Annotated in this window: 11 protein-coding genes and 1 tRNA gene; 2 read left to right on the top strand and 10 right to left on the bottom strand. The window is 65.6% G+C overall.

The annotated features are described in order from the left end of the window. Window positions 1-44: 44 nt before the first annotated feature. From E3O28_RS08805 to E3O28_RS08785, 5 genes are all read right to left on the bottom strand, one after another. Complete coding sequence (locus E3O28_RS08805; protein ID WP_134415631.1) at window positions 45-773, bottom strand: hypothetical protein; 729 nt, start codon at window positions 771-773, stop codon at window positions 45-47. 1085 nt (window positions 774-1858) lie between these two features. After that, a complete protein-coding gene (locus tag E3O28_RS08800; protein WP_134415630.1) occupies window positions 1859-2815 on the bottom strand; it encodes a hypothetical protein in 957 nt (318 codons plus the stop codon). Beyond that, entirely contained in the window at window positions 2781-3374 is a 594-nt protein-coding gene (locus E3O28_RS08795; RefSeq protein WP_134415629.1) for a sigma-70 family RNA polymerase sigma factor, read from the bottom strand. Before E3O28_RS08795 ends, E3O28_RS08800 begins: the two co-directional genes overlap by 35 nt. 420 nt (window positions 3375-3794) lie before the next feature. Continuing rightward, entirely contained in the window at window positions 3795-4376 is a 582-nt protein-coding gene (locus E3O28_RS08790) for a recombinase family protein (RefSeq protein ID WP_134415628.1), read from the bottom strand. 1460 nt (window positions 4377-5836) lie between these two features. Further along, a tRNA-Ser gene (locus E3O28_RS08785) sits at window positions 5837-5926 on the bottom strand. 131 nt (window positions 5927-6057) lie between these two features. On the opposite strand from E3O28_RS08785, the gene E3O28_RS08780 reads away from it, so the two are divergent. Together E3O28_RS08780 and radA are read left to right on the top strand one after the other, a co-directional pair. After that, on the top strand, window positions 6058-6969 hold the full coding sequence (locus tag E3O28_RS08780; RefSeq protein WP_241973066.1) for an SGNH/GDSL hydrolase family protein: 912 nt from the start codon (window positions 6058-6060) through the stop codon (window positions 6967-6969). Window positions 6970-6978: 9 nt separating this feature from the next. Beyond that, window positions 6979-8343 carry a DNA repair protein RadA gene (gene radA / locus E3O28_RS08775; protein ID WP_134415627.1) on the top strand — a complete coding sequence of 455 codons (1365 nt, stop codon included), beginning with the start codon at window positions 6979-6981 and terminating at the stop codon, window positions 8341-8343. 121 nt (window positions 8344-8464) lie between these two features. Here radA and E3O28_RS08770 read toward each other — a convergent pair whose 3' ends face one another. The 5 genes from E3O28_RS08770 to E3O28_RS08750 all read right to left on the bottom strand — a co-directional run bounded on the left by E3O28_RS08770 (window position 8465) and on the right by E3O28_RS08750 (window position 16963). Continuing rightward, window positions 8465-10060: a GGDEF domain-containing protein gene (locus E3O28_RS08770; protein WP_134372702.1), complete on the bottom strand. Its 1596-nt coding sequence runs from the start codon at window positions 10058-10060 to the stop codon at window positions 8465-8467. Between the two features lie 156 nt (window positions 10061-10216). Next, window positions 10217-10642 carry a dehydrogenase gene (locus E3O28_RS08765; RefSeq protein ID WP_241973065.1) on the bottom strand — a complete coding sequence of 142 codons (426 nt, stop codon included), beginning with the start codon at window positions 10640-10642 and terminating at the stop codon, window positions 10217-10219. A gap of 89 nt (window positions 10643-10731) precedes the next feature. After that, complete coding sequence (locus tag E3O28_RS08760; RefSeq protein WP_104102402.1) at window positions 10732-11364, bottom strand: hypothetical protein; 633 nt, start codon at window positions 11362-11364, stop codon at window positions 10732-10734. Window positions 11365-11503: 139 nt separating this feature from the next. Then, window positions 11504-16252, bottom strand: coding sequence for an ExeM/NucH family extracellular endonuclease (locus E3O28_RS08755; protein WP_134415626.1), 4749 nt, complete (start codon window positions 16250-16252; stop codon window positions 11504-11506). Between the two features lie 204 nt (window positions 16253-16456). Continuing rightward, window positions 16457-16963, bottom strand: coding sequence for an amino-acid N-acetyltransferase (locus tag E3O28_RS08750; RefSeq protein WP_104102407.1), 507 nt, complete (start codon window positions 16961-16963; stop codon window positions 16457-16459). Between the last annotated feature and the right edge of the window lie 98 nt (window positions 16964-17061).

The raw sequence follows: 17061 nt of genomic DNA, 5'->3' as shown, positions 1-17061 counted from the left end.
GGTCTCGCCTAGCAACACTCTCGGTGCGAGAGTATCTACCTGCCCTAGCCATTGGCGATAACGTCATTTGCGTTCTCAAGTGCGTTGTCGAAGAAATTCTTGGAATCTTCCAAAGCAAGTTGATTCTCGTTGATCGCGCGCAGCGCGTAGTCGACATGCACCGCATTGGCTGTCTTCACCCAGTCGGTAGTGCGTTTGCACTCGATGTCGACCAATGCCTGCTTCACTTCGGAATCAGAAGCGGGATTGATGGTACCGTCCTCGCCGAGTCCGCTTAACTTCTCGGGGCCACCGATCGGATCGATGCCGGTATAACCGCCTTTGGCCATGCACCTGGCCCACGCATCTTTCGCAGCAGCCAATTTCTCGTCCTGCATCGCAGCTCGCCACGCCTGAATGTGAAGATCTTGGCCAAGAGTTTCGGAATCGAGCGCGTTGCCCGATACATTCCCAGTCACTTTCAGCCGAGCATCGCCGAGGCATCCGCCAGCGGGAATTTCAATTCCCCCCAACGTACCGGGCGATTTCGACAGAACCTCGGGAGTCGGGGCCTCGCCATTGTCGACGCCGATCAGGACAAGATCAAAGTTGGGACCCGCAAGCGCGGCATTGGCGTTTGGAATGGCCGAATTGCCGGGCGCGGGCAAGTACCCGTACACCTTTGCCACCACAGGGTCCGTAATGCCGTAGAGTCGCGCATCGGATACCAGGAAACTTTCGGCGTACTTGTCAAAATCCATTTCGGGCTTGAATTCGTAGCCAAACTGCGTCATGCACTCTTGAGTCAGAGCGGATTCCGCTCGAGCCATTGCCACCATTACTGGTGGGTTCTGGGCGTACGCCAAGAGCGGGTCTGGCGTTGGTGGCGTAACTCCCGAGAATGCAAATGACGAAGGTGCTGGTTCGGTCCGTTGCGCGTCTGACGTGCACCCAGTGGTCGTCAGCGTCAGAGCTACGTCGAAGACCACAGCAGCACGCCTAAGGAATGGGCGATTCACTGGGTAGACCCACTTGAACTTACGGATGTTCATTGAATCCCAGTTTCTGTGGTAGTTCACCAAGAGCAGAATCAGCTCAGCTCTGAGTGTTCTCGAAGAGATATGTCAGGCATATGCCACACACCGAAGAACCTAAGGCACACGATATCCACCGCCTACAGCCTCGCTAGAAGTGCACCCTGAACTGGGTACAAAGTGCGGACAACTGCAATGCCATTGGAACCGACTATTTCTGTCCGGGAGAACTACAGCGACTCGTAACCCTAGGGATATGAGGTGTCTCACGACTCTCTCTTGTCGCCTTTGCAGATCTGTGACTTTCGGCGCTATGTGGCGGCGAAATGTGATCGCTATTTGGCGCATCTACCTGGTTGTCGGCGCTGGTTGAGTGTGACTTTTTGCGCTCTGTGGCGGCGTTCTTTGATCGCTATTTGGCGCACTGAGTTGTACACCCACGACGCTCCGGGGCGTCAGCGTCCTATAACCCAAGAGTGAAGTGCCCACTGTCGTGATGTTCCCCGCAAGAGGAACGGCCTACGGGACGGTGACTGCAGTCATGGGCTTCCGGCGAGTCAGGCGGCTGTCAGCGCATTCGCCCGTCGTTGAGTGAAGGTGCCGAGCCGCGAGTCTTTTTTCGTGCAGGGCCTACACCAACGGCGGCCTCTACATGCCAGTTGACAAGAAGCTGGGGCACTGGAGACCGGAAGCTGTGCGCCTTAGGGCCTTCCGAGTGCCCTGCCCCGGCGGCGGTCAACGCCGCAGGGTGGTCGTCGTCTCCGGGGCCGACGGAAGCGGGACCGGGATAGAGTACGTCGGCGGGAGATCGACTGCAGCTGGGTTGACTTCCTGGATCGGAATGCTCATGGCGCTGTGTCCACAACGGTGGTCTCGATCGCAGTCAGCGACATCTCCTCGTTGAGTCCCCACCCGAAGACAGTGGCGCCGCTCATGGCTCGTTCACCAGTGACAAGTCCGGTGTCGGGATCGATGATGATTTCTTGGCGTTGCCCTGCTCTGAGCATCTCGTTCCGGCCGATCGCGATTCCTGTCACGCCGTCGAGATTCGCAACGTTGTCTGTGGCCGAAACTCCGGGAATACGGGAGAGCGCATCGAGGAGAGCCGCGCGCTGTGGCGCCGGAACGAGACCGGACCGGAGGATGTCCGTGATGCGCACGAAGTTGTCCTCGTCGCGGGATGCCGATCCACCGTTGTACTGGGCGTTGATCCACTCATACGCTGCGATGCCGTCGAGGGGGATGTCCGCGTAGTCGACGTTCACCCACGAAGAATCCGGGCCATAGAATTGCCCGTCGACCGCTCGGATTGTCTCGATCGATTCGCTGGTGAGCACGCCCCGCATGCTGCCCCAATCGCGGTAGAGGGTCCATTCCGCACCGGGATCAGCGGGCATATACACGTCGAGGATCTGATCGTTCGGCTCGCATCCACTGTTATCGCAGATTCCCCAGCGTGCGTGCGTGCGGGAACGCAGGAACTGATCGGAACCAGCCACAAGATCTGCATATTGGATGGTCTGGGTGGCCGCGGACCGCAGCACGTCACTCGCGTAGGCCGACTGGGCGCTCAGACTGACGTTACCCGCCACCAGGACGCACGTCATTGTGGCGGCCACTCCGGCAGCAGCCCAGGTCAGCCGCGGCAGCCAGAGCCGCTTCTTTTGCTGCTGCGCTACCGCGTGAGTCGCGTCGCCGTCCGCGATGTGGCCGAGAAGCGCAGCCCGCCCCGCAGCCAACGCTGTCGGGCTCGGCTCGCGCGAGTCGTCACGCGTGTTGCGGAGCAGTGTCAGTTCGTCCATAGTCCGTCTCCTGTTCAAGGGTGTCGATACCTGCGGCGCGGCGCAGTTGGCGCCGTGCCCGATTCAGTCGTGAGCGCACCGTTCCGACCGGTACATCCATCGCTGCGGCGATCGACGCGTAGTCGAGGTTGCCCCACGCGTAGAGCAGCAGGGTGTCGCGATCGATCTCCGACAGTCGCCGCAGCGCCTTCGCCAACCGCTGCGTGAGGCGGTGAGCGTCGATACGTGCGCCGGCCAGATCGATGAGGTCGGGGGCGATCTGCGCCGCGAGGTCCGCTGTCATCCCCTTCCACGCCGTCGCCTCCAAGCGGACATGCTTGCGCATCAGTCGAGTAGCAATACCCAGCAACCACGGGCGAGCATCGACTACCGTCACGTCGTAGGCCGCCCTCCGCTCGAATGCCACCAAGAACGTCTCCGCCATCACATCGTCCGCAGCATGGTCGCCCAGCCGCTGTGCGACATACCGGTAAACGGACGTCGCGTGACGGTCGTACAGCGTCGCGAACACGGCCGGGTCACGCGCCGACCGCTCTACTACGTCGTTATCAGAGCTCATATCCGTATTGCTCGATTCCATCAATTGGGTTCACACCAATCTTGCTGGGTGCGAACATTTACACGCGATGGCGTGCTCTGACAGGCTCGTCCGTGCATCGATGAACTGGATGCTGGTCCAGTGGAAGCACTGCACCCCTCGGCTCATGGGCTCGACGCCGACGTTCGGTGCCCGTAAGGGGGACTCTCATGGGCACAGAGCCAAGCCCGTGGTGGCGTGAATGAGCTGTGCACGCGAGTGCGGAAATTTATGCAGACGAGTACGGAAAATGACACCCAGCGCTCCTGTGGACCGGTCCGTCCCGTTTGCCCCGCCCGGACAAGATTCGCGCTCCGGTGTGTTTTTCGCGACCATCGCTCGCTGCTCGACAGTCTCGAAACGCATGGGGGTGACGCACTGAAGCGCCCGGCGCTTGTGGTCCTATTTTGGGTCGGCGCTAACACTGACCTCGGCGCGGAGGTAGGCGTAGACGGTTTCACGGCTGATCCCAAAGTCTCGAGCGAGAACAGCTTTCGGCACGCCGGCGGCGGCCTTCTCACGCAGCTCGGCGGCGCGAGCCGTGTCGAGTGAGGGGGCTCGGCCTCGGTAGGCGCCACGCTTCTTGGCCAGTGCGATTCCCTCGCGTTGACGTTCACGGATCAAGGACCGCTCGAACTCAGCAAAGGCTCCCATGACGTTAAGGAGCAGGTTCGCCATCGCGTTATCGTCGCCCGTGAAGGAGAGTTGCTCTTTCACGAACTCGACTCGGACCTTTTTCGCCGTGAGCCGGCGCACTATCGAGCGGAGATCGTCCAGGTTACGGGCAAGGCGATCCATGGAGTGCACGAGAACGGTGTCGCCATCTCTGACGAACTTGATCATCTCCTCGAGTTCGGGCCGGTTCAGATCCTTCCCCGACGCCTTGTCCTCAAAGACCCGGTCGACATCGACGCCATCAAGCTGGCGGACGGTGTTCTGGTCGAGGGTGCTGACTCGCACATATCCAACTCGTTGGCCCGTCACGGAATCTCCTGTCTCTTCTGTCAGGTTGAACTCTAAGACCCCGCATCAAAGGCTGTCAACCAAGAAGAATTTGACCCTATCTTGACGGTGATGAATGCCGTCACCTGACGTCTAGTTGGGGTGTACCCAGATTGGCATGAGGATCGCCCAACCTGAGCTTCAATCCCGGTAGCGCTCCGCTGGCGACGTTTGATTCTGGCAACGAGTCTTGAGCACATCAGAACCGGGAAATTCGCGGAGGCCCGTCTCTGGTGACTCGGGCAGCAAACCGGCAATGACTATGCAAACAACTAGCGGGGAACCACCCTTCAAATCGATCGACGCCGGCGCATATGCATCACAGATTCCAATTCTCCGGGCTCGACTTTGCGTAGTCGTCGATGCCGATCGCGGCGAAGTGCTTTTTGGCGGACTTGATCTTCGATTCGTGGTCGAGACCGCCGAGCGAGGACAAGTATGGCGCGCCTGGCGCCGCACTCCTGGGGAGCTGTGCTGGGGACGGGCGGCGCGGGGCACCGAAGCCATTACTACGTTCAAAGGGACACACTGCCGACAGGTTGGCCAGACAGGTCACCGGAGTGGGTGGACGCTGCGCGCGAGGAGTGGCCTCCAGATTGGAACAAGAACGACGGCACTCGCCTCTGATAGTGCGACTAAGTTCCGGTGGCTCCGGCTCCCTGCCTTAAGAGCAGTTTGTTAGCACATCATGCGTTCAGACGTGGCGGTCGTCGTGCGTCAGGCGCGAGCCCTCCGGAAAAGCACCGGCGATGTACCGCTTTTGAAAAATCGAAAACCCTGCGAATTTCCCTTAACCTCCGCGGATTTACGCGGATCTCGGGTGGACGGACCGCGTCTGCCGTTTGTACCGCCGGATCGACAGTCCTAGCGACTCTGCTCGCGCCCACGATAAGTATGTGTACAGATGTGCACTCTCCTCCCAACTCCCTTGAATCTGTGCGCGCCCGGGGGGGTCCTGAACTTGAGTTGTCGCCGCGAGAATGTGTACGACCGTTGAAGCTGGATGTGCCCGCTCCCCTTGTCTCGTATGGGTCGCACCGCTTCCGGACACGTACACGTACACGTACACGTACCGGCGAGGGTGAATGTGTATGTGTGCATTTCGGAGATAGCGGCCACACAGCTTATTCCCAGACACGTCGGGCGTGTCGAGGACGCGTATCCCCCCGCGCTCACCGGCAGCGCACCGGGCTCGCCGTGACCGATGCGAGGACGTCGATTCGACTGCTCTCGAGCCGCCACAGCGCACCATGGAGATCGTCGCCAGGAAGGTGCGGGCCACCCGGCAGTCACGTGCGTCACCATCCACCGCATGCCTCAACTCGCACTTGCTCACACCCGCTCACAGATGTTCCGTTACCGCTGCGTTACCGCTGGGGAAATCCCGGCGAGAAAAAACCCCCTGAGTCCCAGTGAAACACAGGGCTGCAGAGGGTTTTCTGTGGCGGTACCGGTGGGATTTGAACCCACGGTGGAGTCTCCCCCACACAACTTTTCGAGAGTTGCACCTTCGGCCGCTCGGACACGGTACCGAGGGAGAGTTTAGTTGAAATCGGGGGCCTTGCGCGAATCGCGGCGGCGAACATCCGTGTCTGAACGGCCCTGAACGGCCCCGAACGGCCCTGAACGACGAGAACCCAGCACGAAGCGGTATTCTCACCGGGTGATCACCGTGAACCACAGGCTCCGTTCCCTTGCCCTCACTGCCGGAACCCTGGCCACAGCGGCCGGCCTCGGCGCCGCCGCCGTGGTCAATTACCGGGGCTTCCAGCGTCGCATCGCCGAGAGCTCGGTGATTCTCAATGAGACCCTGCCGGTGCACTCTCTCTGGTGGCGCGCCCGCGCGAAAGACAAGGGCGAGCTGATCTACGCCGTCATCGGAGACAGTGCCGCGCAGGGGATCGGGGCGAGTTCCCCGCACCGCGGCTATGTCGGAATCCTGACCGACCACATCCGTCTCTCCACCGGCCGCTCGGTGCGCGTGGTGAACCTGAGCGTGTCGGGCGCCACCGTCGAAATGGCTGTGCGCGACCAGCTGCCCACGTTCGCGAAGCTCACCCCGGACATCGTCACGGTCGCGATCGGCGCCAACGACATCGCCCTCTGGGACGCCGCCGTCTTCGAGGCCGGCATCCGGCAGGTCTGCGCGGCGCTGCCCCCGCACGCCCTGGTCGCCGACCTGCCCTGCTTCCACCTGCCCCGCAACGAACGGATGGTCGCCGTCGCCAACCGCATCATCCGCCAGGTGGCCGCGGAGTACCAGCTACGCGTGGTGCCGCTCCACGCCACGACGAAGCGGCTCGGGCTGCGCAGCGTCGCCACGCACGTCGCGGGCGACCTGTTCCACCCCAATAACCGCGGCTACCGGGCCTGGGCCGAGGCGTTCGTTCCGGCGCTGAGCGCTCATCTGGTGCGGGGCATCCGGCCTGCCGACCTGGCCGGGCCGAATGCCCCCAACGCGCCTGCCGGCCTGCCCTCGGCCGTGCCGGCCAGCCGGCCCTCCCCCACGCCGGAACCCGCGTCGACTCCGGTGGCGAACACTTCGGAATCGGGTGGTGTCAGCGGCCCGAGCTAGGCTCGCAGAATGGCCAGACCCGTTTCCTCCTTCCGTTGCACCGAGTGTGGCTGGACCACCCTGAAGTGGGCAGGCCGCTGCGGCGAATGCCAGCAGTGGGGCACCGTGGTGGACACCACCGAGAAGGCGAGCCTGGCCCGCGCGCTCAAGCCGGCCAGCGTCACCGGCGCGGGCGTCGCCCGCCCGATCACTCACGTCGACACCACGGCCGTCTCGCACTGGCCTACCGGCATCGCCGAGTTCGACCGGGTGCTGGGTGGCGGCATCGTGCCTGGCTCGGTCATCCTGCTCAGCGGCGAGCCCGGCGTCGGCAAGTCGACACTGCTGCTCGAGGTGGCCTCCAAGGCAGCGGCCGCCAAGTCCCGCGTGCTCTACGTCAGCGCCGAGGAATCGGTCAGCCAGGTGCGGTTGCGCGCCGAGCGCACCGGGGCGCTGCAACCCGAGCTGTACATCGCCGCCGAGACCGACCTGGCCACCATCCTCGGCCAGATCGACGCCATTCAACCCAACCTCGTCATCGTCGACTCGGTGCAGACGGTGGCCAGCTCACTCTCCGACGGCCTCGCGGGCATGCCCAGCCAGGTGCGGGAGGTGGCCTCCACGCTGATCCGGGTGGCCAAAGACCGCAACCTGCCCATCCTGCTCGTCGGGCACGTCACCAAAGACGGCTCGATCGCCGGCCCCCGCCTGCTCGAACACCTTGTCGACGTAGTGTGCCAGTTCGAGGGCGACCGGCAGAGCGCGCTGCGCTTCGTGCGGGCGCTCAAGAACCGGTTCGGCTCGACCGACGAGGTGGGCTGCTTCGAGATGACCGGCGACGGCATCGCCGAGGTGCCCGACCCGAGCGCGCTGTTCCTCAGCCGCGGCTCCACCCCCGTGTCCGGCACCTGCGTCACGGTGGCACTCGAGGGCCGCCGGGCGATGCCGGTCGAAGTGCAGGCTCTGGTGATCAAGACCCAGGCCCCGAACCCCCGCCGCGTCACCAACGGGGTGGACTCCTCACGGGTGGCGATGCTCCTCGCGGTGCTCGAGCGCCGGGCGAGCCTGTCGGGGCTTGGCAGCATGGATGTCTACGTGTCGACCGTAGGCGGCATCCGTCTCACCGAACCGGCCGCCGACCTCGCCATCGCCCTCGCCATCGCGTCCGCGTTCAAGGACAAGCCGATCGCTCAACGGGCCGTGGCGTTCGGCGAGATCAGCCTCGCCGGCGAGGTGCGACCGGTGTCAGCGGCCAAGCTGCGCGCAGCCGAGGCCGCCCGGCTCGGCTTCACCATCCGACTCGATGCCGAGGCCGGCGCGATCGGCACCGCGGTCGCCGCGGCGATCGCGACCGGCCAGTCCGCACGGGACGCCGAGCTCGACCGCGCGTTCTAGCAGGGAGCATCCGGCGCGGGCCGCCACGGATGTCCCGGGCGAGCGGCAGGTTCGGGTCACCGGGGTCTCGACAAGCTCAACCACCGGGCGCTCGACCAGCGGGAAGCCCGACCCACCGTGATCATCGGGCCTCGAGCAGTTCCGCCTCCGGGGTCGACGTGGAGACGATGGCGGCGTGAACGACCCGATTGCGACCGTCGCGTTTGGCCACGTACAGACGCACATCGGCGGCGCGCAGCAGGTCCGAGCTCTGCTGGCCGTCGGCAGGCGCCAGGGCAATCCCGAGACTCGCGGTCACCGGCAGGGCGCCGGTGATCGGCGACCAGTCGTGATCAGCGATCGAGCGGCAGACCGCCTCGAAACGCCGGTGCGCCTCGGTGGCGTCAATCCCCGGCATGATCAGCAGGAATTCCTCGCCGCCCAGGCGTGCGGCGATGCCGTCGGCCGCGGATGCCGCAGCGGCGATCAGGATGCTGCCCACCTCGCGGAGCACAGTGTCGCCGACCTCATGCGACAGCGTGTCGTTGATGCGCTTGAAGTGATCGAGGTCGACCATGGCGATGGCCACGCTCGGCCCACCCTCGCGCAGGCGCATCAGCGCGGCGCTGAGGTGTTCGTCGACGAACCGGCGGTTGTGCAGCCCGGTGAGCGGATCGCGCTCAGCCAGCTCTCGGTACCGCTCGCTCTCTCGGCGGGACTCCGCGGTCTGGAACATGGCCTCGAGGATGCGCCCGCGCGACTCGTTCTCGCTCGCACCGAGCGCCTCGGACTGTTCGTGGAAGTGCCGGTACGCCTCGAACGCGGCGCGAAAATCGCCGTTGGCCGCATGGATCTCGGCCTGCTCCCTTGCCGCTTCCGTCGACCAGCGGGTGAGCCCGAACCGCTGAGACAGCTCGCGGCACCGGTCGATGACGGTCTGCGCTCGGGCCAGATTGCCCTGCGTGCGATAGATCTCGGCCAGCGTGACCAGGGCCACTGCGGACCCGTCGGGATGCAGGTTGCCCACGGCCGGGTCCATAGCCGGCAGCAGCTTCGCTTCTGCCTCGTCCAGCCGCCCCGCCGTCAGGTAGACGCGCGCGACCGTGTCGAGGGCGTACATACCGATCTGTCGGTCGCCCACCTCGGACAGGCCGATCAGCTGTTCCACGGCCGCGAGGGCCTCGACCTGGTTGTGGGCCAGGTATTCGGTGTAGGCGAGATTGTTCAGGATGTTGTAGCGGATGATGGTCTCGGGGTCATCGATCACGAGGCGGAGGGCATCGTCGTAGCGGCGGCGCGCCTCGTCGAGGGACCCGGCCGAGCCGAGCGCGTCGGCCAGGCACTTGCGGGCGGCTGCACGCATGAGTGGAACCTCCGACTCCTCGAGCAGGTCGTTCGCGGCGACGGCGTGTTCCAGGGCCAGGGCGCGGTCGCCCACCATCTCGAACACGGAACCGAGCACGTCGTGACAGCGCGACTGCAGGGCGAGCTCGCCGTGCTGCTCCGCCCAGCTCAGGATCTGTTGCACGTCAACGGCGCTCTGACTCGGGTCGCCGCGACGGATGCGCACAGCCGCGACGACAACCTGCAGCCGTCGCGCAGTCGCTCCGTGCTCCCCGTCGCCGAACTCGGCGAGCCAGGCCTCGGCGTCCTGGAGGGCGACATTGCGGTCGATCCAGTACTGTCGCTCGACGCCCGCGAGGCGGGCGTCGGTCAGACCCTGTTCGGTCCCCACCACATTGACCTGCTCCCTGACAGGCTGAATGCTGACCGTGAAAAGTCCGTCGGATTCCGCTTCGGGAGCGGGCCGAACACTGTCTAGCGCCAGCCTAGCGCGGGCCGACTCCGCGGCCGGGGGTCTGGGGACCCCCAGCCTGAGGGGGTCAGTCGGGCGCTACCCGCCGGGTTCGCTCGTGCCGGTTTCTTCCTCGCCGGGCAGCGGGCCGAGGGCGCGCATCAGGTCCGCCGGTGCGGCCTGCATGACATGGGGACCGGCGACGTCGAAGAACACCATCTCGAGCACCTGCTGGTGCACGGTGAGGAATTCGCGAAGCCACTGTGCGTCACCGACCATGATCTGCGGATCGATCTCGTCGGGAACCATGCGGGCGTAGTTCTCGGCGGAGGAGAAGAGCAGCAGCATCCGGCGGTCGGTGCCTTCACGGCCGAAGACCCGCACCTGTTCCGCCTGCCCGTTGACGACCAGCTGCGGCACGATCATCACATCGTTGCGCAGGGCATAGGCCACAGCGACCACATCCTGGGCGGCCAGAGCGGCAGCGAGGGCAGGGGAATGCGTCGGTGGAGTAGCGTCAGTCACGGCTTCCATTCAACCAGTTGGCGCGGTAGTGACACGCCGAATCCGACCCTTGGGGGGCACGCCACGAGCGAACGGCGGCCGGGCCGGTATCAGGAGAGGAAGAACTGCTTCGGGTTCACCGACTCGATGCCGTCGACGCTCACGGTCAGGTTGTAGGCCGCTCCGCCGGCCGGCGCGGCATCGCGGCTGGCTTCGCCGCAGGTGTCCGGGTTCGAACGGGTGCGGTCCCAGGCGATCGCTTCGCCGGAACTCACGGGTTCACCCGGCTGCAGGCTGACGTCGGCGTCGCCTGGCTCCTGCTGGCAGTCGGTCGACGTCCAGTAGACATCCGTGCCGCTCGACACCGTGAACACCTGCGTCGCCGTGCCCGCGTTCAGCACGCACGGCACGTCGCCGATGTTGGTGACGCTGAGCGAGAGCATCGGCTGCGCCCCCGGTTCGTAGCTGACCGCGTCGGTGGTCGCTTCGATCTGCACGGATGCGGGGTCGCACGCGGCCGGGTCGGCCGCCGGGTCGGAGGCGGAGACCTCCGCTCCGGCCGCCTCGGCCGCGGGCGCCGGAGTGCTGTCGGGCACACCGGCGCCGGCGGCCGGGCGCACGATGGACGAGATGACCAGGATGAGGAGGGCGAGCACGATGAGCAGGCCGAGGCCCACCACGAGACGACGGCGCCAGTACACCTTGCTGGACTGGGGGCCGACCGGATGTTTGATCGTCGACATTACCCAAGGCTAGCGAGGTATACCGACGCCGCCGGCAATGCTGTGCGTGTCGTGCGCGTGTCGGGCGGGAAACGCCGAACCGGCGCGGCCGACCTCGAGAGGCTCGGTTCCGCGCCGGTCCGGTTTGCTCCGGGCGGTACTACCGGCCGCGCGGCGCCTTGTCGACCCTGATCTCGGTCCAGCCGAGCACGTTATCGTTCTCGTCCTGAACGACCAGCTTGTACTTGCCCGCACGGGTGTCGGCCGGCAGGGTCGTTCTGACCTCACCCTGCGCGTTCACCAGCAGCCAGCCGCCCAGGTTCTCCACTGGCTTGGACTGCAGCGATACGGAGACGAACTCACCGGCACGCGCCACTCCGACGTCGACCGTGACCGGGGCACCCGCGGCATACGTGGCCGCGTCCGTGACGATCGCGTTCTTGAGTGCCTTGGTCAGCGCCTTCGGGCTGGCGGCGACCGGTTCAGTCGTCGGCGGAACCGGCACAACGACCGTGATCGGCACCCGCACGATCGTGCCTGACTCCGTGGTGGTGAGTTCGAGCACGCTGTTCGCCGCGGCATCCTGCGGCACCGTGACGGTGACCGTCGCCGCACCCGTTGCGTCAACGGCTGCCGTTCCCAGTCCGGCACTGCTGCCGGCCCAGACCAACGACATTGCCGTGTTCTTCGGCGCGCCGAGCGAGCTCAGGTTCAGGTTGCCCACGGTGAACGTGACCGAGGCGCCGCGCTCGACCGCCACGGTCGGGACACCCGTGACACTGGCCTGGCGGGTGGCGAACGACGGCGTCAGCGGGCTCTTGGCCGTGATGTAGGAGATCCACGCGTCCCGGTCGACGAGACCGGAGTCGCGCGTGCCCGTTCCGTTCTTGAACTCCCGAAAGTTGTCGCCTCCGGTGAGCAAGAAGTTGAACGAGCCGACCCGGTAGGAGCGCGCCGGGTCGATTGCCGAGCCGTTGATCCAGATGCCCGTAATGCGGTCACCCTCGGTCCGGCTCGCGTCGAACGTGTAGTTGACGTTGTCGGAGAGGCCCAGCTGCAGGTACGGACGGCTCGGGATGTTGCCGGCCGCGTCACGCTGCCACTGCTGCTCCAGAACCGTCTTGAACTGGGCCCCGGTGAGGCTGGTCGTCCACAGGTTGTTCAGGAACGGCAGCACCGCGTTGGCCTCGGCGTAGGTGACGACGCCGTCCGGTGCGAGTAGCAGCTCGGCGCGCATGCCGCCGGGGTTGACCACGCCGATTTCGGCGCCGCCCTTGAGCGGGTCAGCCAGCGATTCGCGCAGCGAGTTGGCCACCAAGGTGCCCATCGCCGATGGTGCGGCCCGGTTCTCCGCGCACGGTGCGGTGCCACCGAGGCAGGCGCGGGTGATGTCGGCGGTGACGGAGCCGATCGGCTGGTTGCCGATGACGGCCGCCTGGGCGAGCGCGACATCCGTGATTGTCTTCACCAAGGCGACCCGCGGGTAGGCGGCGACCAGGGTGGCGTCGGCGGTGACCGAGCGCTTGACGTTCTGGTTCTTCACGGTCGTGGTGTCACCGGAGGCAATGTCGTAGTTCAGCACGACCTGGCCGATGTTCTCACCGTAGTTGCCGGTCTGAAGCACCGGGCGGGTGATGCCGGCGGGCGCACCGGGCAACTGTGCGTTCCACGCGTATTGCTTGTGCGTGTGGCCGGTGAAGATCGCGTCGACTTCGGCTGAGGTCTGCGTGACGATCACTGCGAACGCACTGTCGGTGAGGGCGAGTTCCTGCTCGAGGGTCGCGTTGTCCGGCGTTCCGGCGCTGGCACCCTCGTGGTACTCGGCGATCAGCACGTCGGCTTCGCCGTTGGCCGGGTCACCGTCGGTGAGCTGGGCCGAGACCCGGTTGACCGCGGCTACCGGGTCACCGAAGCTCAGGCTGGCGATCCCGTTCGGCGACACCAGCGCCGGGGTCTCCTTGGTGACGGCGCCGATCACACCGACCGAGACGCCGTCGACGTCGAAGATCGCATATTCCTGCATCGCCGGGGTCGTCGTTCCAAGCAGGTAGACGTTCGCGCCGAGGTAGTCGAAGTCGGCGGCGTCGGCGACGCGCCCGGTGAGGTCGGCGAAGCCCTGGTCGAACTCGTGGTTGCCCACGGCCGAGGTCTTGAGGCCGAGCGCGTTCAGCACGTCTATGGTGGGCCTGTCGCCCTGCGACGCCGAGGCGAACAGGGAGGCGCCGATGTTGTCACCGTCGGAGAGGAACAAAGTGGACGCGTCTCCGTATTCCGCGCGGAGCTGCTCGATCGTTCCGGCGAACTTCACCGTATTGCCGTCGATGCGCCCGTGGAAGTCGTTGATGTTGAGCAGGTTGATGTCGACGTCGGTGGGGCTGGCGAGGTCCAAGCCGACGATCGCCGGGTCGTGGTCCGACGAGCGGAACGCGTCGGCCACGTAGAAGTCGGTGACGTTGTTGTTGTAGCGGCTGTACTCGAGCGCAACGGACTCGACCGAGTTGATGTTCCAGACGTCCACATCGGTGACCGCGGCATTTGCCTCGGGTGACGCGAACACGTGGTCGAGCGAGCCGACGGTGCCACCGAAGGCGTAGGTGTACTCGCCGCTCTTGGCCTCCTGGCTGAGGTAGCCCGCGTCGGTGATGACCTTGATCGGGTCTTCCTGGTCGTAGGCGTTGAAGTCACCGGTGAGGAAGACGCGCGCGATGCCGGTACTGGTCTTCAGCGTGTCGGCGAACTTGACGAGCGCGGTCGCCTGGTTCACGCGGGACAGATTCGAGGCTCCCTGGCCGTCGCCGGTGTTGGCGTCGGCGCCGGTTCCAGAACCCTTCGACTTGAAGTGGTTGACGATCGCGAGGAAGCTGCTGCCGGCGTCGCCGACCAACTGGAACGCCTGGGCGAGCGGCTGGCGGGCGTTCACGAACGCGGCGTCGTCGAAGATGGTCGATCCGCCGACGGTTTCGACCGCGGCGGTCTTGTAGATGAATGCGGTGCGGATGACATCTTCGCTGGCCGGGAGGGCGGCCGGTGAGGGTACGAACGCCCAAACCGGGCTGCCCGCGTCGGTGTTCAGGGCGGTGACGAGGTTGGCGAGGGCGAAGTCGCGGTCCTTGCCGAAGCGGGCCGAGTTCTCGATCTCTTCCAGCGTGATGACGTGGGCGTCGAGGGCGTTGATCGCCGAGACGATCTTTGCCTGCTGGCGCTCGAAACTGACCTGGGTGGCCGCGCCGCGGGCGTCGCATCCGCTGTTGACCGTGATCGGTGTGCCGGCCCGGTCGGTGTAGTAGCTGCAGCCGGTGATCGAGTCCCCGGTGGTGGCGAAGTAGTTGAGCACGTTGAAGGTGGCCAGACGGATGTCGCCGCCCACCGATCGAGGTGCCGCGGTGCGGGTGTCGGCGAAGGTTGCGGGCTGCACGGCTGCGGCGGTCGCAGGCACCAGTTCGGTGGTCGGCTGGAACTTCCAGGCACTGTTGCGGAAGTCGAGGATGACCGGCGTCGCGAACGTGACGGCCGCGCCGATGCGCACCGGGCTGGTCGTCGAAAGGTAGGGAACGGGCTTGTCCTTGTTGATGCTGGACAAGAAGTTGGTGGTGGCGCCGTCGTCGAGGGTGACCGCGCGCGCCTTATTGCCGGCGACGGCCGCGGTGTACGCGTCCGTTCCCGGGCGGGCGGTGACGGTCGGGCCGACGAGCGGGGTGGTTCCGGCCGCGAGGCCGATCTCGCCGTACTGGTTGGTCGCGTAGTTGTTGGTGACGGTGAAGTCGCCCTGCGGGGAGACGAGCATGCCCTCGAGAGACTCACGTGCGGCATCCGTTGACGGGAGGCCGACCGTGGCCGGCACCGGGCCGACGATCCCGGCCTTGTCCAACGCGGTCACGTCGCTGAGCGCGGTGATCGTGATCTGGGTGAGGCCGAAGAACTCGCTCGCGGTGCCGGTGACGGAGACGTAGTCGCCTGCCGTGACCGGGGCGGCCAGTGCGTTCGTGTAGACGAAGAGGCCGTCGGACGCGGTGTGCGTGGTCAGGTCGACCGCGCCGCCGGTGCCGGGGGTCTGCAGGTAAAAGCCTTTGAAACCGCCCGTGGGATATGTGGCGGTGACGACGCCGGTCGTCGTGACGACCTTACCGGTCTGGGCGCCGGCATCCGTGGAGCCCTGGATCTCGTTGATCGCAAGGGCGGCGGCAGGCACGGGCGGAGTCGTCGCGGTGGGCGTCGGGGTGGGCGTCGGGGTGGGCGTCGCGGTCGGGTCGACCGGGGTCGCCGCGGCCTCGCCTGCGGCGTTCGTCGGGGTGGGAGCCGCGACGATGAAGTCGGCCGAGTTGACGTCAGTGTCGAGGCCCGTGGCGCGGGTGAGCGCGGTGGTGACGGATGCGGCGGACGCCACCGTGGTCTCGAACGTGAGCGACGTGCCGTAGCCGAGTAGGTCGATGACGCCCGGGGCATTGAGGAGGGATCCCGTGGCCGGGGCCGTCAGCTGCGTGGCCTGGCTGGCGAGGAAGAGGGTTCCGCCTCCGCCGCCGAAAGAGAAGCCGAGGGTGGCGTTGGGGGTGGGCAGCGCCGCGCCGCTGGTCGAGTTGGCCGTTCCCTGCACCAGGTAGTACCCCTTGGCGGGGATCGAGCCGCTCAGTGCAAGCGTGCCGGACGGGTTCGCCGCGCCTGTGGCCGACCGATACTGCAGCGAGGTGCCGTCGAGGGAGACGGCAGCGTCCGTGGGGTTGTAGAGCTCGACGAACTTGTTGAGGTAGGTCGCTCCCGTGCTGCCGCCGTTCAGGTAGGCCTCGTTGATCACGACCCCGGTGCCGCCGACGTCGGCGAAGGCGGGCAGGGCCACCAGGGGGCTGGCGACCAGCCCCACTCCGAGTAGAGCAGAAAAAGCCAGTTTCAGACGGCTGTTCGGTGCAGGCGACATAGTTTTCCTCAGCTATTAACGATCGACAGTGATCGCCATGCTACGGACGCGGTGTTGCCAGTGCGCTACCTGCGAAGTAACAATCAGTGAATTTGAGCGTTTCGCTCGGATGAGCAGAAATCTCCAGAACTACCCTCACCTGAGCGGCACCTGAACGGGTAGTCTCTCGCTGTCTTCTGCCCACTGCGGTCAGCTTTCAGACGGTCAGTCGAGCCGCTTGACCATCCGGGTGTTGCCGAGCGTGTTCGGCTTGACCCGGGCCAGATCGAGGAACTCGGCGACACCCTCATCGTGCGAGCGCACGAGCTCGGCGTACACTTGCGGGTCGACCGTTTCGGAGCCCATGTCGGTGAAGCCGTGCCGGGCGAAAAATGGCACCTCGAAGGTCAGGCAGAAGAGGCGGCTGAGCCCGAGCTCGCGAGCATCCGCTTCGAGCCGGTCCATCAGCGCGTGGCCGACGCCGTGGCCGAGCCGGTCGGCGGTCACGGCGAGGGTGCGCACCTCGCCCAGGTCCTCCCACATCACGTGCAGGGCGCCGCAGCCGATCAGAGTGCCGTCGGCATCCTCGACCACCCGGAATTCCTGCACCGCCTCATAGAAGACGACGCTTTCCTTGCCGAGCAGAATGCGCTCCTGCACCAGCGGCGCCACGAGCGCCTGGATTCGGGGCACATCGGTGGTGCGTGCCCGGCGCACCAAAAACTCCTGCATTCGCTGTCCACCGATCTCTCTCGGTTCACTCACGCGAACCAACCAGCTCAGTCTAGGCAGCTGTGGGGGGAGCGAATTCGACGGAGATTTTGCCGAAC

The organism is Cryobacterium sp. TMT2-14, from assembly GCF_004402465.1.
Taxonomy (GTDB): domain Bacteria; phylum Actinomycetota; class Actinomycetes; order Actinomycetales; family Microbacteriaceae; genus Cryobacterium; species Cryobacterium sandaracinum.
Note: the sequence above shows the minus strand (reverse complement) of the source record. Positions and strands in the feature narration are given on the sequence as shown.